The sequence below is a fragment of the Pseudomonas sp. TMW22080 genome (assembly GCF_022496745.1).
Lineage (GTDB): Bacteria > Pseudomonadota > Gammaproteobacteria > Pseudomonadales > Pseudomonadaceae > Aquipseudomonas > Aquipseudomonas bubulae.
In genome coordinates this window covers 543,966-565,558 of the sequence record NZ_SCFF01000002.1, presented here as the reverse complement: position 1 = coordinate 565,558, position 21,593 = coordinate 543,966, and the positions used below count along the sequence as shown (strand labels likewise).

Below are 21,593 nucleotides of genomic sequence, written 5' to 3'. Positions count from 1 at the left end.
CATGTCTTTTTGGCCTTTGTTGCCACACCGGGGGATTTCATGTTTCGCGCACCACATTGCTTCTCGCATTTGTACACCCGCCCGACACTGCTGGCGGCTTGCCTGGCGATCAGCCTGCAAGCCCACGCGGAGTCGATCCAACTGCAACTGCCAGCACAATCGCTGGCCAGTTCGCTGAGCGAGGTGGCACAGCAGGCAAAAATCCAGCTGCTGTTCGACGAAGCCCTGTTACGCAACGTGAAAGCCCCGGCACTCAGTGGCACCTTCGAGCCACAGGAAGCTATCCAGCGCCTGCTCAAAGACACCGACTTCAGCCTTGTGCAGATCGATCGCACCTACGTCGTGCGGCCCCGGGAGTCCGGCACCACCACCAGCAACAGCCTGGAGCTGGGCGCAGTCAGCGTGGTCGGCAACGGTAGCGAGGTCGACTCCAGCAACGTCGGCAAGTCGACCATGACCCAGGAGCAAATCAACCGCTATCAGGCCAATAACATCCCCAGCCTGCTCGCCACCCTGCCAGGCATCAACCTCGGCGGCTCGCTCAAGCCCGGTGGCCAGACCATCAATATCTGGGGCATGGGAGAAGCCGAAGACGTACAAATGACCGTCGATGGCGCGACCAAAAGCGGCTTTGAACGCTACAAACAGGGCACGATTTTTATCGAACCCGAGCTGATCAAACGCCTGGAAGTCGAAAAAGGCCCCCACGATATCCACACCGGCAATGGCGGCTTCGCCGGTGTAGTGCACATGGAAACCAAGGACGCGACCGACTTGCTCGAAGAGGGCAAGAACACCGGCGCCATGCTCAAATACGGCTACAGCAGCAACGACCATCAACAGGTCTACAGCGGCGCTGTTTACGGTCGCACCGAAGATGGTCGCGCCGACGCTCTGTTTTACTACACCAAGCGCGACGGCGACGATATGAAGCTGGCCGGTAAAATGCCCAACCCCGGCAATGTCTACCCGGTTAACCCGCAGCGTCTGCCCAATACGGCCCAGGACCTGGACGGACAACTGCTCAAGCTCAACTTGCACCTCAATGACGAACACAGTGTGGGCATGTCTTACTCGCGCTCGAACAACTATTTGTGGGTGCCCTTCTCGGCCGTGAGTTACCCGGCGCCACCCAGCCAGGCCAACATCGACAAATTTGGTTACGACATTGCAGCGCGGCGCTACCTGTCCAACCGCTCGACGATCGACACCACCTGGTCGGCCAAATACAAGTACGAACCCCTGGACAACCCGCTGGTGGACCTGGAGGTCAAGTACTCGCACTCCAACACCGAGCAAACCGACAAGCGTGACGCCCAGGCTTACACCCAGCCCACCAGCGGCGGGCGCAAAATGGAGACCGGCTATACCGATGACATGCTCCAGGTCGAGAACATCAGCCTGTTTGCCAGCGGCCCGCTGGACCATGCAGTGACCACCGGCGTGCAATTTCGCAAGCACCAGCGTGATGTGGACATGTGGATGCCGGGCGGTATCTACGACGTCGAAAAGTACAACTACGGCCACTACCAGCCCAACTTCATGCCCCGGGGCAAGGTCGACACCAACAGCTTCTATATTCAGGACGCCATCACCTGGGGTGACTTCACCCTCACGCCGTCCATGCGCTACGACCACGTACGCAATCGCGGCCAGGAAAACGACGCGCCGTACTATAACCACCCGGAGTTGGGTCACGACTACAGCGACAAAACCTACACCGGCTGGTCGCCTCGCCTGTCGGCCTTCTGGAAAATCACCCCGAAAACCGCCCTGTTCCTGGACTACAGCAAAACCTGGCGTGCCCCGGTGATTGACGAGCAGTACGAAGTACAAGGCGTCGGCAGCCGCACCTCCAGCAGCCTGGGCCTTGATCCGGAGCGCATCACCGGCTGGCGCGGCGGCAACATCACCACCTTCGACCAGATTTTTGGCGACAACGACCACGCCCTGGTGCGCACCACCCTGTTCCGCAACACCGTCGACGACGAGATTTTCAAGGCCACGGGCGTCGGCTGCGCCGCGCAAACCCCTACGGTCAGCATGAGCGATGCGTGCGGGCCCAACATGCCCAACTACCGCAACATTGGCAGCGTGACCATCAAGGGCTTCGAAATTGAGAGCTTCTACGAATCCACCTACGTGTTCGGATCCCTGTCCTACGCATGGATGACCGGCAAACACCAAGGCGCCTATACCAACCCTTGGGGTCCCAACGTCTGGGCGCGTGACATACCCGCGCCCAAGTGGATTGCCGTACTGGGTACCAAGATCCCGAGCCTGGATGCCCGGATTGGCTGGAAGGGAGAATTCGTACGCAAGACCGACCGCTTGCCGAGCGACAACTACTACAGCAGCCCGATCAGTGCGCTGGGCGACCGCTACTGGGACCAGTTCCCCAACGACAGCTACAACGTGCAGGGCCTGTTTGCCAACTGGAAGCCGCAGCAGCCGTACCTCAAGGGCACCGAAGTCAACTTCACCCTGGACAACATGTTCAATAAAAACTATCAGCCGATGCTCAGTGGCGAAAACGCCTACAGCCAGGGCCGCAATGCCAAGATCAGCGTGACGCGGTTCTTCTGAGTTGGCTGATCCGGCAAACCCTCTGTGGGAGCGGGCTTGCTCGCGATTCCGCCGGCACGGTGTATCTGGCCGACCGCGCCGATGCCATCGCGGGCAAGCCCGGCTCCCACAGGTGTGTACCGCTCACACCCGCAAGCGCTATTGCGGGAGAGCGCGGCTACTGTTACGTGCTACCACACTCAACTCCGGCGCCTGCACCCGGCGCTGGCTCAAGTAGCGGGTGCAGCTCACGCGCAGGAACGAGGCAAAGTTGACTACTTCGCCGCGATAATCCATCACCTCTTCATAGAGCTTGGCCACCAACTGGTTGGTGGTCATGCCATCTGTTTCGGCGATTTCGCTGAGGATGTCCCAGAACTGGTTTTCCAGGCGCAAAGTGGTGACCACGCCGCAAATACGCAATGAGCGCGAACGTGACTCGTAAAGAATCGGGTCGGCTTTTACATACAGTTCACACATGGTCACGCCCTCTGCCTACAAAGTGATTTTGGTACCCAGCAAACCCAGGAATGCCGCCAGCCACGCCGGATGTGCCGGCCACGCAGGGGCTGTGGCCAGGTTGCCTTGCACATGGGCCTTGGTCACATCGATATCGATATAAGTCCCCCCCGCCAGCCGCACTTCCGGTGCACACGCCGGGTAAGCACTGCACTCACGGCCTTCCAGCGTGCCCGCAGCGGCCAGCAGTTGCGCACCATGGCACACTGCTGCAATTGGCTTGGCCGCCTTGTCGAAGTCACGCACTAGCTCCAGCACCTTTTCGTTCAGACGCAGGTATTCCGGCGCACGACCGCCCGGCACCAGCAGTGCGTCGTAATCGCTGGCTTTCACCTTGTCAAAGTCGAAATTCAGGGCAAACAAGTGCCCGGGCTTTTCGCTGTAAGTCTGGTCGCCTTCGAAGTCGTGGATGGCAGTGCGTACGGTCTGGCCTGCGGTTTTTCCCGGGCATACCGCATGAACCTGATGGCCGACCATCAACAGTGCCTGAAACGGCACCATCACTTCATAGTCTTCGACGTAATCGCCAACCAGCATCAGAATTTTTTTCGCTGCCATGGTGCGTGCTCCTGTGGGGTAAGACCTTGGGCCAGTAAGAGTAGCCAAGGTAACCCCTGAGCGCGCGGGCGGGTAATAGCCATGTACTACGTTCCCGCCAGAGCTGCTTACAGGCTTACTTCAGCAAACCGTCTGCCTGAAGCAGGGTTTCGAGGCAGTGTTCCTGAATGTTGTAGAACGCCTTGAGTTCCTGGATTTTCACCAACAACTGCGCCGGATCGGAAGGTCCGGCACGTTTGACCGCGAGGATCATCTTGTTTTTATTGGTATGTTCCAGCGAGATAAACTCGAACACCTTGGTGTCATAGCCGCATGCTTCGAGGTACAGCGCGCGCAGGCTGTCGGTGACCATTTCGGCCTGCTGGCCCAGGTGCAGGCCGTATTGCAGCATCGGCTTGAGCAACGCCGGGCTCTGGATTTGCAGGCGGATCTGTTTATGACAGCACGGCGAGCACATGATGATTGCCGCCCCGGAGCGAACGCCCATATGAATCGCATAGTCGGTGGCAATATCACAGGCATGCAGGGCGATCATCACATCGATCGGGGTGGGTGCAAAACTGCGCACATCGCCGTGCTGGAAGGTCAGGCCCGGGTGCTCCAGACGCTGGGCGGCGTTATTGCACAGCGTGACCATGTCTTCACGCAGCTCAACCCCGGTCACCAGGCCTTCGGCTTGCAGGCTGTGACGCAGGTAATCGTGAATGGCAAACGTCAGGTAACCCTTGCCCGAACCGAAATCCACCACCTTGACCGGCTGATCGAGCTTGAGCGGTGAGCTGCTCAGGGCGTGGGAAAACACCTCGATAAACTTGTTGATCTGCTTCCACTTGCGCGACATCGCCGGGATCAGTTCTTGCTGCTTGTTGGTCACACCCAGGTCCGCCAGAAACGGCCGGGTCAGATCCAGAAAGCGATTTTTCTCACGATTGTGCTCAGCCGACGGCACTTCGCGCTCTTGCTGGCTTTTGCCTTTGAACAGCGAGCTTTTACCCTTTTTGCTGTATTCAAGCTGCACTTCGTCGGTCAGGGTCAGCAGGTGGGCATTCTTGAACGCTTCGGGCAGCAGGCCGGCAATGATCGCCACGCCTTCGTCCAGCGGGAAATTCTTGGTGATATCGCGGGTTTTATAGCGATAGACAAAGGACAGGCAAGGCTGCTCCTTGACTGTTACCTGCTTGATGATCACCCGCTGCAATTCAGCCTCGGGGCCCACGTATTTGGCCAGCACCAGCTTGATAAAGGAATTCTGGGCCAGACCGGTTTCCAGCAGGTTCAAAAATTGCGCACGATGATCCGGCACAGACGCGGCGGTGGTAGCAGTCACTGACATTGAAAAAGGTGCCTCGGGGGTGCAGGAGGGAAAATCAGAAAACGAATGGCAGGTATTTTAGGCGTGTTGGGCGCTCAGGGCACGGGGTAATTTCATACGGGCACGGACAGTGGCGGGTATGCAGACCTTGCCAACAATTATAAATGGTTTGTGATGTGAAAAATAATTGCAGCTCATATGAGTAGAACAGTAAGAATGCCGGCCGACATGTGAAGATCATTAACTTACACAGCACAACATGAACATTTAATAATCTAACCTTTAAAAAACCAACCAAAGTTACCAGCCTAAAAAATCACTTATGATAACTATCCCCCAGATATTTATCCCCTCCCCCATAAATATCACCACCAAATTCAAGACTAATATCCACGCGTCCAGCACCATAACCAGACGACTCGGAAGCAGAAGATCCGAAGGGTATATATGTGCCACCGAGCACCATTTCTCCTCCTCCTCCTCCTCCTCCTCCTCCTCCTCCTCCTCCTCCTCCTCCTCCTCCTCCTATCACGACACTATTACTTTCATTGCTCACAACCACCGAAGAAGGCAACAACTCACCCGTCGTCGCCACCCAATTACAAGAAAAAATCTTATTGGCATAAGCCGTTCTTAGCGTGTTCCGATCTACGATGCGCATATCTGGCGCGCACATATAATCAAGATAACTATCACCTCTATTATTTCTAAAGAAATCGTCAGCAGCAGCCATCACATTCCCGAAAATATCTGAGTGGTAAATTGACAACAAACCTGTCGCAATAGCAGCTACAGCTAAAGACCCAACAAAAAAAGCCCCCGCACCGGACAAAACAACAAATGTTCCAACAACCCCAACTCCATTACCCAGTAGACTATACAGCTCACCCTTTTTAACTTCACGCCCAGCCTTCACATCCATCCCCACCTTCAGGAATGTAATAGTTCCCGCGATAATATTCCCTGGCAGACTAATTATTGGCACGTAGGGGCCCGCCAGTTTAGTCACCGAAGTAACACTCGCCACAACCGCACCTGTCTGGGCTGACTGAGTCAGTAGTGCTGCCCCCTCATTATTGGTTACAAGCTGATCTGATACGGCAACCGCTCCCGAGCCCACGATAACACCATCATCAATAACACCTATTATTATTTCAATTTTACCTGCCATCAGCTATTCCTCAATTATTGTTTTAAATGCCAGGGTCATCCTGACTTGATCACATGTATTTGAAGGTGATCGTGCGGCATGGGGGATTCGCCCGTCGAACACCACCATACGCCTTGGTTTCGGCAATACCGCCTTGATAATATGCTCTTTAGTGTCATTGTAAAAAACCAGTTCACCACCCCAAGAGGTCGGCCAGTGCTCATTACAAAATACAACAATCGTTAATCCGGGATGTACTTTATTGTCTCGATGAATGATCGTATCTTGACCAAACGTCTGTCCGTTCGCATAAACGCCTAACAAAGTAATTTTAAAATCATGCAATGCCAGAAATCGCTCCCACACATGGGTTAAAAAACTCCAAGGCTTATTCCCCCTCAACTCCTCAAGGCTTGACTGAACTAGCGGGCGACCCTTACCTGCAATAAACACGTGCCAGCAGGGCCTCACAGAGGACGAATTTTCATAGCTTGGCCAGTTATAGCGCCACACTTCACCCTTAAGCTGAATAGCGATCGCCTTCTCTTCAGCTTCAGTCAAGAAATCATCAACTACATAAATACCTCCCTCAACCTCCCCTATTGCCATCAACCATACTCCTGCAATAATACCGATTCCAAATACCACACCTGAACATGAAAAAACCGCAATAACTTAAAGCCAGGCACGACAACACAATCGCAAGGTAATTACCACCATTGTTATATCGCACCCACCACTCAATCTGCTTACGACTCACCATCAATCGAAGTTCATCATCATACACAGCCCATACAAATTCGCTCTCTCCACTAGCATCTACAGCCACCCACAACTTTTTATGCTTCTGAACATCCAACAACCTTGCATCCTCACTGGAGAACTCAACCCTGTACTTATAACCCCCTTCATCTTGCCCCACAGTAAAATACAAAAAAGCTGACGACTTCGACCGATCCAAAGGATGGGTAACATATGCGCTGCGCAGCACCAACTTTTTCGGTTCCGGCGGCACTTCCACCCTCGCATCCCACATCATCACACCAAGCCCCAGCATAAACAGGCAACTCAACGCCATCACAACCAAATCCACACGGGTCGCCACATAATCAAGCGGTATATATAAAGACAGCTTTTTCATCCTCACCTCTTGCGCACTTGATCTAAAAATAAACCTCAACACCTGACATAGCAACCCTACCGATGTAGGGGGCCCGCAAGCCCATATTAACCTTCACCCATACGGCCAATCTCCACTACTAACTCCATACGACTTCCGACACTGTACTTGCGCAGCAATGAAGACACATGATCCCGTACCGTAAAACCACTTATACGCAACTGTTGCGCTATCTTCTTGTTCGTGCGCCCCTGCAAAAGCAAATCAAGCACTTCTTTCTCCCTGTGCGTAAGCTTCAACCCTTTTCTCCCAAACCATTTAATTTCTCACGGGAAAGCACCCAACAAAAACGCTCAAACACAACCTAGCCATCATTCAAAAAAATGACAACACAGTTTTTCACAACAATGAAAATTATAATCAGAAGAAATTTATATCACGACCCAGCAAGAACTTACTTACGGACAGACAAGAATAAAACCATAAAGATAACTTTACAAAAGCCCGACACTTCTCATCAAAGTGTCGGAAATATCAAAGCCACTAAGAAAATGATTACAACATCACCAACCGATTCGGCAGTTGGTTGCGCGCTTGGGTTTTGGGTATGTGCTGTGCGAGCACTTCAGCGCAGGCATCGATGCAAGTGATAAAACCTTCTGCCGTATGCCCCAACGCCACGCGGCGTACGAAATCGCTGACGATAGTGCCCCAGTCACTGTCGTCCAGATGGCGGGATATCCCTTCATCCACCAGTATTTCGACATAACGCTCGGCTTCGCTGACAAAGATCAGTACACCCGTGCGCCCAGCAGTGTGGTGCAGTTTTTGTTCGAGAAACTGGCGCCGGGCCAGGTTACTCGCACGCCAATGCCTCACACGGGGCGGAATCAGGCGAGTGGTGATGGCCGGGATGCGAAAGATCAGGCTAAGAAAGATAAAGCTGGCCCATTGCAGCATCAGCAGAGTGTAAGTCGCCAGGCCGCTGTTCAAGAAGTGCACCACGGCCGGCAGCACCAAGGCAATCAGGCTGGCCCATAGCAAGGGGATGTAGCTGTAGTCGTCGGCACGGGGAGCCAGCACGGTGACGATTTCGGCGTCGGTGTGCTGTTCGGCACGGGTGACCGCGTCTTCGACCTGCCGTTGTTGCTCGGGGGTTAATAAAGCCATAAGTCTCGTACTCGTTAAAAAGTGAATTACCAGCCACCAGAGGCTCCGCCGCCGCCGAAGCTGCCACCACCGCCGCGAAAACCGCCACCACCGCCTCCGCCGAACCCGCCACCGCCAAAACCACCGGAGCGCGAACCGCCACTGCCACCCGAATTGCAGATGCCATAGAACTGACAGGCGGCAACCACCAGTACAAACAGGATAAATAGCAGCATCACCCCCCCGGGGTGCTCGGCCATAAAGTCGCTGCCGTCACCCTGGCTGCTGGCGTAGGCCGGTTCGGCCAGGGGCGTGCCGCCCAATACTTGCAGGATGGCACCCACACCGTCGCTGATACCTTGGTTGTAGTCCCCGGTTTTAAAGGCCGGGGTGATGATCTGGTTGATAATCACCGAGGCCTGGGCATCGGTGAGGCGATCCTCAAGGCCATAGCCGACCTCGATGCGCAACTTGCGGTCGTCGCGGGCCACGATCAGCAAGGCGCCGTTATTTTTGTCCTTTTGCCCGATACCCCAGGCACGGCCCAGTTGGTAGCCGTAGTCTTCGATGGGCATGCCCTGCAGGTCAGGCACGGTGACCACCACCACTTGCTCGCCGGTGGCCTTTTCGTGAGCCTGCAGGCTTTGCGTCAATTGCTCGCGGGTGGCGGGCGTGAGCATTTGCCCCTCGTCCACTACCCGCCCGCTGAGCGCGGGAAAGGTCAGCGCCTGGGCCGTGGCTATAAATAGCCACAGCAACAGGCCCAACCCCAGTCTTGATACGCGCATCGCTACCTCGAACGTTTGTTATCCATTGTAGGAGCGGGCTTGCTCGCGATACATGCGGCGCGGTCTGTCAGGCAAATCGCGTTGATTCCATCGCGAGCAAGCCCGCTCCCACAACAAGCTCGCTCCCACAGGGGGGGGGAACGGTATAAGGCCGTTAAAACTTCACTTCCGGCGCTTTGTCGGCGTCCGGGGTGGTGGCTTCGAATGTGGAGCGCACCGGCAGGTCGCTGTACATCACCGCATGCCACAAACGCCCCGGGAAGGTACGGATCTCGGTGTTGTAGCGTTCAACCGCGAGGATAAAGTCGCGCCGCGCCACGCTGATGCGGTTTTCCGTACCTTCTAGCTGTGATTGCAACGCCAGAAAGTTCTGGTTGGATTTAAGGTCAGGGTAGCGCTCGGACACCACCATCAACCGGCTCAAAGCTCCGGTCAGCTGGTTCTGCGCGTCCTGGAACTGCTTGAGTTTTTCCGGGTTGTTCAGCGTGCTGGCATCAACCTGGATCGAGGTGGCCTTGGCCCGCGCTTCAATCACCGCGGTCAGGGTGGCCTGCTCCTGCTTGGCTGCACCCTTGACCGTTTCGACCAGATTGGGGATCAAGTCAGAACGACGCTGATACTGGTTCTGCACCTGGGACCAGGCCGCCTTGACCTGCTCGTCGAGGGTGGGAATGGTGTTGATCCCGCACCCCGCCAGCAGACTGCTCAAGGCCAGAAGGGCGAGGGCTTTCCAGCCCACTGCTTTAAAACTTTGTATGCCCATGCTTGCAACGCTCCGAAATAACAACATTGGGTTTATTGACCACACACCACGCCTAATAACTCCCGGCAATACTGGATTGCTCGCGGCGAATCAGCTAAAAGACTGCCTGCCATGCAGGAATACTCCGTTCTAAAGGTAGGTCAAATCTTTGATTCGAGTACTCCTGATACCTCCCCAGAACAATATCGCTGCACGAGCGTGGGTCTCCCTCGCTTCAAGTGAGCGGCTGCGCAGAAGAATCCAATGAGAAATATGTGTTTGCTGGGCATCGTCATCAGCCTGGCCAGTCACACCGCCTGGGCTCAAACCCCGGCCGCCCCGCTCCCCCCCAAAGACGTGTTCGTCGCTGAGCTGCTGAAAAAGATGAGCGTCGATGAAAAGATCGGCCAACTGCGCCTCATCAGTATCGGCCCGGAAATGCCCCGCGAGATGATCCGCAAGGAAATTGCTGCGGGCCGCATCGGCGGTACGTTCAACTCCATCAGCCGCGACGAAAACCGCCCGATGCAAGACGCCGCCATGCGCAGTCGCCTGCAGATTCCGATGTTTTTCGCGTACGACGTGATCCACGGCCACCGAACGATTTTCCCGATCAGCCTGGCCCTGGCCTCCAGCTGGGACATGGACGCCATCGGCCTGAGCGGCCGCATCGCCGCCAGGGAAGCCAGCGCCGACAGTATCGACCTGACCTTCGCGCCGATGGTCGACATCGCCCGTGACCCGCGCTGGGGCCGTACCTCCGAGGGCTTTGGCGAAGACACCTACCTGGTCTCGCGTATCGCCAAGGTGATGGTGCAGGCCTATCAGGGCGCATCCCCGGCCCTGCCCGGCAACATCATGGCCAGCGTCAAGCACTTTGCCCTGTATGGCGCGGTAGAAGGCGGCCGGGACTACAACACTGTGGACATGAGCCCGACACGCATGTTTCAGGACTATCTGCCGCCTTACCACGCCGCCATTGAGGCAGGTGCGGGCAGCGTGATGGTGGCCCTTAACTCGATCAATGGCGTGCCAGCCACTTCAAACATGTGGCTGATGCAGGATTTGCTGCGCAAGGACTGGGGCTTCAAAGGCGTGGCGGTCAGCGACCACGGCGCGATTAACGAGCTGATCAAACACGGCGTGGCCAAGGACAGCCGCGAGGCCGCCAAGCTGGCGATCAAGGCCGGTATCGACATGAGCATGAACGACAAGGCCTACGGTGAAGAGCTGCCGGGCTTGCTCAAGTCTGGTGAAGTGCCGCAAAGCGATCTGGACAATGCCGTACGCGAGGTGCTGGGGGCCAAGTACGACATGGGCCTGTTTGCCGACCCGTACCTGCGTATCGGCAAGGCCGAAGATGACCCGGCCGACACCAAGGCCGACAGCCGCCTGCATCGTGCCGAAGCCCGTGAAGTGGCACGCAAGAGCCTGGTATTGCTGAAAAACCAGAACGACACCCTGCCCCTCAACAAGCAGGCGCGCATTGCCCTGGTTGGCCCGCTGGCCAAAGCCCCGATCGATATTATGGGCAGCTGGGCCGCAGCCGGTCAGCCTGCGCAATCGGTGACCGTATTTGACGGCATGCGCAATGCCATCGCCCAACAGGACAACCTGATCTACGCCCGTGGTGCCAATATCACGGACGATCAAAGCGTCGTCGACTACCTCAACTTCCTCAACTTCGATGCACCCGAAGTGGTCAACGACCCGCGCCCGGCGCAGGTCATGATCGACGAAGCCGTCAAGGCTGCGCAGCAGGCCGACGTGGTGGTTGCTGTGGTAGGTGAGTCGCGGGGCATGTCCCACGAGTCGTCGAGCCGCACCAATCTGGACATTCCTGCCAGCCAGCGCGCCCTGATTACGGCCCTCAAAGCCACCGGCAAGCCGTTGGTGCTGGTATTGATGAACGGTCGCCCGTTGTCGATCGATGTGCAACAGCAACAGGCCGATGCCGTGCTGGAAACCTGGTTCAGCGGCACCGAAGGCGGCAACGCCATTGCCGACGTGCTATTTGGCGACTACAACCCCTCCGGCAAGTTGCCGATCACTTTCCCACGCTCCGTAGGTCAGATTCCGACTTACTACAGCCATCTGAGCATTGGCCGTCCCTTCACGCCGGGCAAACCGGGCAACTACACCTCGCAGTACTTCGATGAGGGCAACAGCCCGCTGTACCCGTTTGGCTATGGTTTGAGCTACACCGACTTCAGCCTTTCAGATGTCCGCCTGTCGGCCAAAACCCTGAAGCCGGGCGCAACCCTGACGGCCAGCGTCACCGTAACAAACACCGGCAAGCGTGCTGGCGAAACGGTGGTTCAGCTGTATATCCAGGACGTTACTGCGTCCATGAGCCGAGCGGTTAAAGAGCTGAAGAACTTCGAGAAGGTCATGCTCAACCCCGGCGAGCAGAAAGTCGTGCAGTTCACCCTCAGCGAGAACGACCTGAAGTTCTACAACGCGCAGTTACAGCATGTCGCCGAACCTGGCGAATTCAACGTACAAATTGGCCTGGACTCGCAAAACGTCCAGCAAAACAGCTTCCAGTTGCAGTAATTTCGCGTAATTGCCGGGAAGGCTCCACGCCGCCTTCCCGGCCCCTCCCCGCAACAATCCGTACTTGACCTTTCCTATCTTTGCACCCGCCTGAAAATGCGTTCGGACAGCGCTGTTTTTTGTGGTAGGGTTCGCGCCCTCAAAATCCGGCACACAGGATTTGTCCCGGCTAAATCCGGTGACAAACGGCTAAATGCCGGTGCAGTGCGGCCTACGTGGATCTCCAAGCTTTCACACACAATTTACACACAGGGTTATCCACAGGCAGTACGTTGCACAACCCCTATAAAACGCATATCTTGTATCAGCTTCGCCAAAAAACCCCATATGTAGGGTTTTAGGCCAAAAACCCAACACAACTCAGACGAGAATTTCAAGCCCTTTTCTCGCGCCTGTCGGGTTAAACCAAACGCAGCTTTCAAAGTCCAAACCGCTTATGCGGATGGCAACCGTTTTCCAGCCCAAAGGTCGGAAAGCGGCCCGGGTGTTGCAGTAAAAATACTGTCATCCAACAGGAATACGGTTTCACGCGGTCTGCGTGAATCAAGACTTCGGCACGGAAGCGGCTTAACCCCCCTTCTGTACGTCCCGAAGTTGTTATGCCCGGTTCATTACCGGTTGTAGTGCTTCAGGACGGAACGGTGGGCACCCAAAAGGCGCCCAAACAAACATAGAGAATGTGGAGACACCCCCATGCAAACCGATACAACTCGCGAGAACTCGCAGGGTACCGATTCAAATCTGGATCTGTCTGCGACCGCGCCAGGCCAGCTGCGCGTGATCAAACGTAACGGGGCTGTGGTTCCTTACACCGATGACAAGATCACCGTTGCCATCACCAAGGCGTTTCTCGCAGTTGAAGGCGGCAATGCTGCCGCTTCGTCGCGCATTCACGACACCGTTGCGCGCCTGACCGAACAGGTCACCGCAACTTTCAAGCGTCGCATGCCATCGGGTGGCACCATCCACATCGAAGAAATCCAGGACCAGGTAGAACTGGCCCTGATGCGCGCCGGCGAGCAAAAAGTGGCCCGCGACTATGTGATCTACCGTGACGCACGCTCCAAGGAACGCGCCAACCGCGCACCGGCCGAAGACGCCGTGCAGGCTCACCCGTCGATCCGCATCACCCGTGCCGACGGCACCTTCGCCCCTCTGGACATGGGTCGCCTGAACACCATCGTTTCCGAGGCCTGCGAAGGTCTGGAAGAAGTGGACGGCGAGCTGATCCAGCGCGAAACCCTGAAAAACCTCTACGACGGCGTAGCGCTGAGCGACGTCAACACCGCCCTGGTGATGACCGCCCGCACCCTGGTAGAGCGTGAGCCGAACTACTCGTTCGTGACCGCCCGCCTGCTGATGGACACCCTGCGTGCCGAAGGCCTGAGCTTCCTGAAAGTAGCTGACAGCGCCACCCACCACGAGATGGCTGACCTGTACGCCAAGGCCCTGCCTGCCTACATCGCCAAGGGTATCGAGTTCGACCTGCTGAACCCGGTGCTGGCCACCTTCGACCTGGAAAAACTGGGCAAGGCGATCAACCACGAGCGCGATCAGCAGTTCACCTACCTGGGCCTGCAAACCCTGTACGACCGTTACTTCATCCACCACGATGGCGTGCGTTTCGAACTGCCGCAGATCTTCTTCATGCGCGTGGCCATGGGCCTGGCGATCGAAGAGAAGCAGAAAGAAGACCGTGCCATCGAGTTCTACAACCTGTTGTCGTCTTTCGACTACATGGCCTCGACACCGACCCTGTTCAACGCCGGTACCCAGCGTCCGCAGCTGTCCAGCTGCTACCTGACTACCGTGCCGGACGACCTGTCGGGCATCTACCACGCGATCCACGACAACGCCATGTTGTCCAAATTCGCCGGTGGCCTGGGCAACGACTGGACTCCGGTACGTGCATTGGGTTCGTGGATCAAGGGCACCAACGGCAAATCCCAGGGCGTTGTACCGTTCCTGAAAGTGGTGAACGACACCGCCGTAGCCGTTAACCAGGGTGGCAAGCGCAAAGGCGCTGTATGTGCCTACCTGGAAACCTGGCACATGGACATCGAAGAGTTCATCGAGCTGCGCAAGAACACCGGTGATGACCGTCGTCGTACCCACGACATGAACACCGCCAACTGGATCCCTGACCTGTTCATGAAGCGCGTCTTCGATGACGGCCCGTGGACCCTGTTCTCGCCGTCCGAAGTACCGGACCTGCACGACCTGACCGGCAAGGCCTTCGAAGAACGCTACGAGTACTACGAAGCACTGTCCCAGTACCCGGGCAAGATCAAGCTGTTCAAGACCATCCAGGCCAAAGACCTGTGGCGCAAAATGCTGTCCATGCTGTTTGAAACCGGCCACCCTTGGCTGACCTTCAAAGACCCGTGCAACCTGCGCAGCCCGCAGCAGCACGTTGGCGTGGTTCACAGCTCGAACCTGTGCACCGAAATCACCTTGAACACCAACAAGGACGAAATCGCGGTTTGCAACCTGGGCTCGATCAACCTGCCGAACCACATCGTCAACGGCAAGCTGGACACCGACAAGCTCAAGCGCACCATCGACGTCGCCGTTCGCATGCTCGATAACGTGATCGACATCAACTACTACTCGGTACCGCAAGCGCGCAACTCGAACTTCAAGCACCGTCCGGTTGGTCTGGGGATCATGGGCTTCCAGGACGCCCTGTACCTGCAGCACATTCCTTACGCTTCGCAAGCAGCCGTGGAATTTGCCGACAAGTCGATGGAAGCGGTCAGCTACTACGCGATCCAGGCGTCCTGCGACCTGGCTGACGAGCGTGGCGCTTACGAGACATTCCAGGGTTCGCTGTGGTCCAAAGGCATCCTGCCGCTGGATTCGCAACAGATTCTGATCGAGCAGCGCGGCCAGAAGTACATTGACGTTGACCTGAACGAATCCCTGGACTGGGCACCGGTTCGCGCCCGTGTACAAAAAGGCATTCGCAACTCCAACATCATGGCCATCGCACCGACCGCCACCATCGCCAACATCACCGGCGTATCGCAGTCGATCGAACCGACCTACCAGAACCTGTATGTGAAATCGAACCTGTCGGGCGAATTCACCGTGATCAACCCGTACCTGGTTCGCGATCTCAAGGCTCGCGATCTGTGGGACTCGGTCATGATCAACGACCTGAAGTACTACGACGGTTCCGTGCAGCAGATCGAACGCATCCCGCAAGAGCTCAAAGAGCTGTATGCCACTGCGTTCGAAGTGGACACCAAGTGGATTGTTGACGCCGCCAGCCGTCGTCAGAAGTGGATCGACCAGGCGCAGTCGCTGAACCTGTACATCGCTGGCGCTTCGGGCAAGAAGCTGGACGTGACCTACCGCATGGCCTGGTACCGTGGTCTGAAAACCACCTACTACCTCCGTGCCCTGGCTGCGACCAGCACCGAGAAGTCCACCGTCAACACCGGCAAGCTCAACGCAGTATCGAGCGGCAAAAACAGTGAAGACGTTGCTGCGGCCCCAGCCGGCCCGGCACCGGTGCCAAAGGCTTGCGCCATTGACGAGCCGGATTGCGAAGCTTGCCAATAACCTGTATGCACTCTAAAGCGTATACTTTATAAAAGACAACAACCTCTAACCCCTTTAAAAACAAGGGGTTGGAGGATTTACTTATCGTATACCCCTCCCTATACTCGCCGCCCTAACTAGCTTATAGGCCGGAAGCGTATACTTTGGTCAACTATTCCATAAGATCTTTTACAGCATCAGACGACCTGCCTATGGTTGTGCTCGTAGATCATGAAGGACGTCCTCCCTTCCTCCCCAATATCTATGCAACCCTCCGATACCGAGACGTGGGCTTTGCCGCAACGACCACTGAAAAGGTGCTCCGTTCATTGGGCATGGCATATCTGTGGGCGATCTCCCGAAAAATCGATCTTGACCAGGCTTTACGATCAGAAACTTTTCTCTCGATTGAGCAATGTGAAGATCTGGCGTTCTTCCTTCGCATGGATCGAGGCGCCCAAGATCAACTGGTGGCAGAGTCTCTGGAAATTCGAACTCGAAAGATCGTGCGACTGGAACAGGTACGCAGTGGCGGTGCCCCGAACGTGCCCAGAACATTGATTTCAGCAGTGGAAGGTGGATACCGGATCCGGACAGTAGCGAACTTTCTGGAATTCAATCATGAGCGTATCAACCCAAAGGCATCCGAGAAGCCACGGAAAGACCTCTCCAAATCACGAGAGAGGGCCATTGCCGCGTTGCGAGCTCAAGAACCAAGGGCAACACCGTCCGATGAAGGAGATGCTCCTGAGGGTCTATCTGAAGAGGTAATGGACGCATTGGATGCTGCATTCGAGCCAGGATCCGAGACCAATCCTTTTCAATCGGACTTTCATCAGTATCGTAATCATCTGATGTACCGGATTTTCACGGAGACGGCGATCCGGCGAAGCGAGCTTCGTTACATTCGAGTGGAGGACATAAACCACGCAACCCGCCGAGTCGGCATTCGGGTGTCGAAAACCATAGCAAGAACCCTGCCTTTATCCGAACAGACTGCAGACGACTTCCACCAATTCGTCATGAAGCACTGGAGCAACATCCCAGTCACGGGCAGAAAGCATGGTTATTTGTTCACAACGAAAACGGGCGACCACTTATCCCTAGAGGCAATAAACCTCGTTTTCAGGGAGCTACGTCGCAAGAGTTATTTGCCGGCCAGCATAGCTCCGCACTCAATGCGACGGACATGGAATGACCGCTTAAGCCGAGCAATTGACGCTTTGCCTCCAGAAGAACGAATGAAGCCCGAGAAAGAAAAGCAAATGCGAAACAGACTTAACGGCTGGTCGAAAAATTCATCGATGGAAGAGCGCTATGCCCGTCGGCACATTCGTGAAAAGGCAGACAAGATTGCGGAAGAACTGGCCAATAGCTTGCGAGATAAAAAATGATCAGCACCAAAGATCATACTTTATTGAGCCAGGCCTGCTCATTAACCTACCGAACGGCCAGAAGAGTTGTATTGCTTGATGGTCGGATTGTGGAAGCCGAACTCGGTGTAAATCTACCTCTGATTGACAGGGATGGTATTTCTACGCCAATTAGATTTGGTTTATTTGACAAAAAAAACCCCTTTCATCAAAGCGTTTTTTCTTGCCTAGCGACTACTCTTTCTACGCATAGTCTTCGTTATAACTCCACCGTATGCCATGCCACAGAGAAGTGGCTGCGCCTACCTACTATGGTGGGCAAAGATCTAATAGGTATTCCGGAAATCAACGCTCTCTCCGAAATCCAGGCAAGCTACAGGCCTTTTATCATCCCGCTTCTTCGTCGGATTAAGGACTCAAACACTTCCGTACTTAGTGATGAAGCTTGTGACTTTTTGGAGAACAGTCATAGCTGGGAAGAAAAATCCCAGGGCGCGTATTACGGCCTCATCACCAATGACCCTGAGAAAGGAGCCCTTACGGAAGAAGAGTTGCACAATGCCAATTCGGTGTTGAACAACGCGTTCGCTCTAGGCCTCATCAGCCAAGATACATACACACTCTGTTGGTTCTTCATTGGTACAGGCGTTCGCCCAGTTCAAGCCCGGCGAATGAGGAAGCGTGACGTAGTAGTGCATGACCGCCAAGGTTTCGACGTTACCTTGAGGATCCCACTGGCAAAGGGTGAGAAGACAGTAGCAGATGAGTATTGGCTTCGGCGTGCCCCAACAGTTCTCGCAGAAACTTTGATAAGTTACCTCGACACGCCTGCAATGCGCGATGCCAAAGATCACGATCACTTGTTTTTAGGCCAGTCATCGAGAGAACTCAGCAGAAAGGTAGTTGAGACATTTTCAGCCCTCGATACATATTCAGACAGGCTGGGCGCGAAAATCCCAATCACCCCATATCGCTTCAGATACACACTCGCCACCAGGGCTCTGGCCCAAGGGGCTTCGGATTACGAAGTGGCGCGACTGCTTACCCACCGGAGCACCTCCTGCATCCAATATTATCGGGCATCCATGCCAGAGCTCCAGAAGCCCATCCGTGAGGCGCTGGGCAAAGAAATGGGCTACTTCGCTCGGGCATTTCAAGGCAAGCCTATTTCTGGGCTGCACGAAGCCACTAGGGCTGGGGATCCTGACGCCGTTATCACGGACTTCATGAGGCTCATGGGGATGCCTGTTGGCGCTTGCGGAACCCGTGCTGAATGCCACCAGAACGCTCCGGTCGCCTGCCTAGCTGGGTGCGCCCATTTCGAGCCATTGCTGAGCGCGCCCTGGGAGACGTTGATGGCTTTTCTGGTAGCAGATCAAGAGATCGAAACGGAGCTAAGAATCCGTCAGATCAATCACAGTGCAATGTCTGCTATTCAACAGATCATCACGATCCGCGACACATCAGAAGAAGCATTTTAAATGAGCGAAATCGTACACTTCATTGGCAGAGACGCGCTAAGTGCTCAGGAGAATTTGGAGCTATTCATCTTCCATGCCAAGACAAACTTTCCTTTCGTTAACGTCGATTGGGAGAGTAACAGCTGGGACATCTCAACCTTTGTTATCGGCAGGGCTCAGGGTAAAAAGAAAAAAATCGCGCGTTTCAAATCAATGCGCGACGAATCCAAAGGCAAATCAACAGTCCAAATCCCATTTGAAATAGACTTTCTTACCTTTGCAAAAGCTACGTTCAGCGAAGTAATGCGCCGTTTGCGACTGTCAGAGTTCTCTCGACACCTATATGCACTTCAAGCCATAGAGCAGGCATTAATTGACTCCAAATCCAGACCATGCATTACACAGCTGACTCCTTTTGTGCTCGACAAAGCAGCTGATTTGTTGAAAGCCAGATACGCGGACTCTTGGTCAGTAGCAAGGGTTCTCGAAAGAATTGTGACAGAAGTAGTCAATCCTGCACGCCTAACGCCAATTGTGTTGGAGTGGCGAAGCCCAATTCGATACAAGGCCCCAGTCAGAAATGACAGGGTTGCGACCAAGGAATCCGAAAAAGCAGTGGAAAGGCTTCCGTCACTTGAATCGATTTTTGCACTCGCTGAAATTCATCACACCAGCACCAATGTGTCAGATAGGTTGACAACCGCTTTTGTGTCTCTTGCCATGTATGCGCCAAGCCGGTCATCTGAAATTTTGAGCCTTCCGGTAGACTGTATCCGCACCGCAGATACCAAAGAAGGCCCAATCATGGGCATCGCATGGGCTCCTGCCAAAGGCGCGGAGGCGATGACAAAATTTTCCGCCTCTGATGAATTTGAGACAGTGGTGAAAGAGACGGTCAAATACCTCACTAACCTTGGTGCACCCGCCAGAAAAGCTGCGGCTTGGTATGCAAACAACCCCGACAAAATCTATCTTCCTCCTGGGGCAGAGCATCTGCGTGACCAGCCGATTACGTTGTATGAAGCCGCTACCATTTTGGGTAAGACGGCACCAATTAGCGGATGCCACGCTACCCGTTATGGCTTGGTAAAACGTGAGGATCGCACCACCAATAAGGAGCGTATGGGGCCTAAGTCGCAGAAGGCCCATTGGGTAGCACTTTACGAGTTTGAATCGCTGAAAAGCTTCATTCTGGCGAAGCTCCCAGATGCTTTTCCAATCTTGGACGGACACACAGGGCTCAAGTGGCACGAAGCGCTATTCGTACTCCCCGAAAATATCCTTAGGCCCAACGCTGAGCCCTTGCTGCATGTACCCGCACCACTATCGACATATCAATTCAATAATCAGCTAGGCGCAAATCCTGCCGGGGTTACTATTTTCAGCCGAAATGCCAAAGTGAATCCTGATGGCAGTCCTATCGCGATCAATACGCATGATTTCCGCCACCTGCTGAATACGCTAGCTCAAAGCAAATACCTTAGTGAGTCGCTGATTGCTTTTTGGTCTGGACGCAAAAGTGTCAAGCAGAACGAATGGTATGACCATCTGCCTCAAGAGGCCTTTATCGAGGCCTATCTCAAGCTTGGGGCCAAGCAACGGCCACTGCACGTACACGGGCACCTGGAAGCCAAGGTGAACTCAATGGCGATTGCTCACGGGCTCACACGAGAGCAGGCCCTACAATTGGAGCTGGGGGCGACTCATCGCACCCGTTACGGCATTTGCCGCCATGATCACGCACTCACACCATGCCCTAAGGACAAGGACTGCGTGAGCTGCGGAGAGCACACGTTTGTGAAGGGCGACAAGCGCCATCACGACGAAGCCGAGTTCCAATTCAAGCTCCATGAAAAAGCTGTCGCGGATGCTGAAGCGGCTGACGAACGTGGTGAGCCAGGCGCATCAAGGTGGCTGAAGCTTCACCAGCCTAAACTCGAACGGTGGCGGCTTGTTCTCACCAAGCTGAACGATCCAACAATTGCTGATGGAACGCTTATCACATTGCCCCCCCCTGAAAACCCGCAGTCAAAGGCTGGGCTAGCTCAAGCCGTGAGAATCGTTAACCTAGACGCAAAAGTGCCGAAGAAACCTAAGGCGAAAGTCGATGACGATTTGGACGCCGACGAGAAGTTGCTACTAGACATGGGGTTTTTCTAAATGGGCGCGCCAAAGCTAAACGATACCGGAATCGAAAAGGCAGTCCGCCTGCTGGATGGCTGGGCCGGAAAACTGACTTGGGATCGCTACCTCGCCATGCTAGAGGTCGAGATTGGGCACAAGTACACCAAGGCGGCAATGCTCCGGCGCCCACGCATCAAATCGGCCTGGGATCACGCTAAGGAGCATGCAAAGGATGACAACGGAGTAAGCGTTTCTCGAAGAGCAGTTGAGACAGATAAGGCTTTGGAGCGCGTCAAGCTCCTAGAGGCACGGGTCGAACGCTTAACTCGTGAAAACAACGCTCTCTTGGAGCAATTTGTGCGGTGGAGCCACAACGCAGTACGGGGAGGCCTCACCCTGGATGACCTCGACCGGCCTCTGCCATATGCCAAGCCAAAAGAAATCCGGTAGCCTCGTGGACGGGAAGGTGTGTTCGCCAGTGAGTCTGCACCGGATGCCACTATCTTGCTGCGATTTCGCCGCTTGCTAGAAACCCATCAGCTAACGCGAGTACTGCTTGAAAGTAAGCGTCTGGCCAAGTCATCTAGGTATGACGGCCAGCCTAAGTCTCTTTGACGCCTGGCGGTGATGT

At 55.1% G+C, this 21,593-nt stretch carries 17 protein-coding genes; 7 read left to right on the top strand and 10 right to left on the bottom strand.

Features of this window, described 5'->3' with window-relative positions:
* The first annotated feature begins 39 nt into the window (after positions 1–39).
* Entirely contained in the window at positions 40–2,586 is a 2,547-nt protein-coding gene (locus EQV96_RS09025; protein WP_130872076.1) for a TonB-dependent receptor, read from the top strand.
* Positions 2,587–2,724: 138 nt separating this feature from the next.
* Here EQV96_RS09025 and EQV96_RS09020 read toward each other — a convergent pair whose 3' ends face one another.
* The 10 genes from EQV96_RS09020 to EQV96_RS08970 all read right to left on the bottom strand — a co-directional run bounded on the left by EQV96_RS09020 (position 2,725) and on the right by EQV96_RS08970 (position 9,924).
* Positions 2,725–3,045, bottom strand: coding sequence for a ribbon-helix-helix domain-containing protein (locus EQV96_RS09020; RefSeq protein WP_095001808.1), 321 nt, complete (start codon positions 3,043–3,045; stop codon positions 2,725–2,727).
* A 15-nt stretch (positions 3,046–3,060) separates the two neighbouring features.
* Complete coding sequence (locus EQV96_RS09015; RefSeq protein WP_095001809.1) at positions 3,061–3,642, bottom strand: DJ-1/PfpI family protein; 582 nt, start codon at positions 3,640–3,642, stop codon at positions 3,061–3,063.
* 115 nt (positions 3,643–3,757) lie between these two features.
* Positions 3,758–4,975, bottom strand: a complete 1,218-nt coding sequence (locus EQV96_RS09010) for an SAM-dependent methyltransferase (protein WP_095025861.1) — start codon at positions 4,973–4,975, stop codon at positions 3,758–3,760.
* A 295-nt stretch (positions 4,976–5,270) separates the two neighbouring features.
* Entirely contained in the window at positions 5,271–6,125 is an 855-nt protein-coding gene (locus EQV96_RS09005; protein WP_240881763.1) for a hypothetical protein, read from the bottom strand.
* A gap of 3 nt (positions 6,126–6,128) precedes the next feature.
* On the bottom strand, positions 6,129–6,713 hold the full coding sequence (locus EQV96_RS09000) for a 2OG-Fe(II) oxygenase (protein WP_095019253.1): 585 nt from the start codon (positions 6,711–6,713) through the stop codon (positions 6,129–6,131).
* On the bottom strand, positions 6,694–7,245 hold the full coding sequence (locus tag EQV96_RS08995; RefSeq protein WP_095019252.1) for a hypothetical protein: 552 nt from the start codon (positions 7,243–7,245) through the stop codon (positions 6,694–6,696). Before EQV96_RS08995 ends, EQV96_RS09000 begins: the two co-directional genes overlap by 20 nt.
* An 86-nt stretch (positions 7,246–7,331) precedes the next feature.
* Entirely contained in the window at positions 7,332–7,523 is a 192-nt protein-coding gene (locus EQV96_RS08990; protein ID WP_095001812.1) for a LuxR C-terminal-related transcriptional regulator, read from the bottom strand.
* Positions 7,524–7,779: 256 nt separating this feature from the next.
* Positions 7,780–8,394: a TPM domain-containing protein gene (locus EQV96_RS08985; protein WP_240881761.1), complete on the bottom strand. Its 615-nt coding sequence runs from the start codon at positions 8,392–8,394 to the stop codon at positions 7,780–7,782.
* Between the two features lie 26 nt (positions 8,395–8,420).
* Positions 8,421–9,161, bottom strand: a complete 741-nt coding sequence (locus EQV96_RS23250) for a YgcG family protein (RefSeq protein WP_095022961.1) — start codon at positions 9,159–9,161, stop codon at positions 8,421–8,423.
* Between the two features lie 154 nt (positions 9,162–9,315).
* Positions 9,316–9,924 carry a LemA family protein gene (locus tag EQV96_RS08970; protein ID WP_095019250.1) on the bottom strand — a complete coding sequence of 203 codons (609 nt, stop codon included), beginning with the start codon at positions 9,922–9,924 and terminating at the stop codon, positions 9,316–9,318.
* A 243-nt stretch (positions 9,925–10,167) separates the two neighbouring features.
* On the opposite strand from EQV96_RS08970, the gene bglX reads away from it, so the two are divergent.
* The 6 genes from bglX (at position 10,168) to EQV96_RS08940 (ending at position 21,412) form a co-directional block, all read left to right on the top strand.
* Positions 10,168–12,459: a beta-glucosidase BglX gene (gene bglX, locus EQV96_RS08965; RefSeq protein ID WP_130872071.1), complete on the top strand. Its 2,292-nt coding sequence runs from the start codon at positions 10,168–10,170 to the stop codon at positions 12,457–12,459.
* 693 nt (positions 12,460–13,152) lie between these two features.
* Positions 13,153–16,026 carry a ribonucleoside-diphosphate reductase subunit alpha gene (locus EQV96_RS08960; protein ID WP_095001817.1) on the top strand — a complete coding sequence of 958 codons (2,874 nt, stop codon included), beginning with the start codon at positions 13,153–13,155 and terminating at the stop codon, positions 16,024–16,026.
* 191 nt (positions 16,027–16,217) lie between these two features.
* Entirely contained in the window at positions 16,218–17,399 is a 1,182-nt protein-coding gene (locus EQV96_RS08955) for a tyrosine-type recombinase/integrase (protein WP_048654688.1), read from the top strand.
* Positions 17,396–18,859, top strand: a complete 1,464-nt coding sequence (locus tag EQV96_RS08950; protein WP_048351742.1) for a tyrosine-type recombinase/integrase — start codon at positions 17,396–17,398, stop codon at positions 18,857–18,859. The genes EQV96_RS08955 and EQV96_RS08950 overlap by 4 nt, the downstream gene beginning before the upstream one ends.
* On the top strand, positions 18,860–20,998 hold the full coding sequence (locus tag EQV96_RS08945) for a hypothetical protein (protein WP_240881757.1): 2,139 nt from the start codon (positions 18,860–18,862) through the stop codon (positions 20,996–20,998).
* Positions 20,999–21,412, top strand: coding sequence for a hypothetical protein (locus EQV96_RS08940; RefSeq protein ID WP_047295392.1), 414 nt, complete (start codon positions 20,999–21,001; stop codon positions 21,410–21,412).
* Positions 21,413–21,593 lie beyond the last annotated feature (181 nt).

Bases quoted from the DNA above. Each gene is read 5' to 3' on its own strand.
- EQV96_RS08995 (WP_095019252.1), bottom strand. From the start codon at position 7,245: ATGAAAAAGCTGTCTTTATATATACCGCTTGATTATGTGGCGACCCGT.
- EQV96_RS08955 (WP_048654688.1), top strand. From the start codon at position 16,218: ATGGTTGTGCTCGTAGATCATGAAGGACGTCCTCCCTTCCTCCCCAAT.
- EQV96_RS08940 (WP_047295392.1), top strand. From the start codon at position 20,999: ATGGGCGCGCCAAAGCTAAACGATACCGGAATCGAAAAGGCAGTCCGC.
- EQV96_RS09020 (WP_095001808.1), bottom strand. From the start codon at position 3,045: ATGTGTGAACTGTATGTAAAAGCCGACCCGATTCTTTACGAGTCACGT.
- EQV96_RS23250 (WP_095022961.1), bottom strand. From the start codon at position 9,161: ATGCGCGTATCAAGACTGGGGTTGGGCCTGTTGCTGTGGCTATTTATA.
- EQV96_RS09025 (WP_130872076.1), top strand. From the start codon at position 40: ATGTTTCGCGCACCACATTGCTTCTCGCATTTGTACACCCGCCCGACA.
- EQV96_RS09000 (WP_095019253.1), bottom strand. From the start codon at position 6,713: ATGGCAATAGGGGAGGTTGAGGGAGGTATTTATGTAGTTGATGATTTC.
- EQV96_RS08960 (WP_095001817.1), top strand. From the start codon at position 13,153: ATGCAAACCGATACAACTCGCGAGAACTCGCAGGGTACCGATTCAAAT.
- EQV96_RS09010 (WP_095025861.1), bottom strand. From the start codon at position 4,975: ATGTCAGTGACTGCTACCACCGCCGCGTCTGTGCCGGATCATCGTGCG.
- EQV96_RS09005 (WP_240881763.1), bottom strand. From the start codon at position 6,125: ATGGCAGGTAAAATTGAAATAATAATAGGTGTTATTGATGATGGTGTT.
- EQV96_RS08950 (WP_048351742.1), top strand. From the start codon at position 17,396: ATGATCAGCACCAAAGATCATACTTTATTGAGCCAGGCCTGCTCATTA.
- EQV96_RS08945 (WP_240881757.1), top strand. From the start codon at position 18,860: ATGAGCGAAATCGTACACTTCATTGGCAGAGACGCGCTAAGTGCTCAG.
- EQV96_RS09015 (WP_095001809.1), bottom strand. From the start codon at position 3,642: ATGGCAGCGAAAAAAATTCTGATGCTGGTTGGCGATTACGTCGAAGAC.
- EQV96_RS08970 (WP_095019250.1), bottom strand. From the start codon at position 9,924: ATGGGCATACAAAGTTTTAAAGCAGTGGGCTGGAAAGCCCTCGCCCTT.
- EQV96_RS08985 (WP_240881761.1), bottom strand. From the start codon at position 8,394: ATGGCTTTATTAACCCCCGAGCAACAACGGCAGGTCGAAGACGCGGTC.
- bglX (WP_130872071.1), top strand. From the start codon at position 10,168: ATGAGAAATATGTGTTTGCTGGGCATCGTCATCAGCCTGGCCAGTCAC.